This window comes from Mesorhizobium sp. P5_C1, from assembly GCF_054049815.1.
Genome location: NZ_JBFULQ010001211.1, coordinates 1 through 797 on the forward strand (window position 1 = coordinate 1; position 797 = coordinate 797).

A 797-nucleotide genomic window follows, 5' to 3' on the forward strand; every position below is an offset into this window, starting at 1 on the left:
TGGTGAAGATGGCTGGCGCCCTGGGGWTAGACGCTCCCGGTAAATAAGCTTGTTACACCTCTGTATAACTTTCGCTTTCGCAAGCGCGGGTGCAATATCTCGCCGAGAAACAGTCGTTGAAGCAGCAATGTTTGGGTCATCGGCAAGCACGGAGGAATAGTGAATTGACCCGCAGCGCGATGATCTCGATCGTCGATGACGATGAGTCCGTTCGACTTGCCACTGCAAGCCTCGTCAGATCGTTGGGTTTCATCGCATTTGCATTCGAATCGGCCGAGGAGTTCCTGATGTCATCTAATCTGGAAACTACGTCGTGCCTGATCTGCGATATCCAGATGCCCGGAATGACAGGAATAGAACTGCAGGATCATTTGATCGAACATGGCTATCACATACCGACAATTTTGATCACCGCCTATCCAGAGGAGCGTGTCCGCAAACGCGCTCGGGAAACGGGCGCCATCGGCTTCTTCGGCAAGCCGTTGGACAGCCAGGCCATGATCAACTGTATCGATTCTGCGCTTCATGACGCGCGTTAGCAGCACCTGATGCACCTTCGCGCTTCAGGCGAACAACGCCGCAAGCAGCGGCAGCGCTGAACAGAGAAGTCAACATCGAACGTCTATGGGCGTCGAGAAACTATTGATCCCCTGCGAGGTAGGCAAGGAGTGCTTCATGGCGCGCGCAGCAATAACAAATTTGGCAAACGAAGACGGGCTTCGCCGTTATCTCGGCGAGATCAAACATCTCCCCATGCTGACGCTTGGGCAGGAACAAGCGCTGGCAAAACGCTGGCG

At 54.3% G+C, this 797-nt stretch carries 2 protein-coding genes; both read left to right on the forward strand.

Translation table 11 applies throughout. The features are described from left to right. Positions 1-164: 164 nt before the first annotated feature. Complete coding sequence (locus tag ACXJ7R_RS34925; protein ID WP_457155772.1) at positions 165-539, forward strand: response regulator transcription factor; 375 nt, start codon at positions 165-167, stop codon at positions 537-539. 136 nt (positions 540-675) lie between these two features. Continuing rightward, positions 676-797 (forward strand): sigma-70 factor domain-containing protein (locus tag ACXJ7R_RS34930; protein WP_457155773.1); only part of this gene is annotated, 122 nt, incomplete at its 3' end.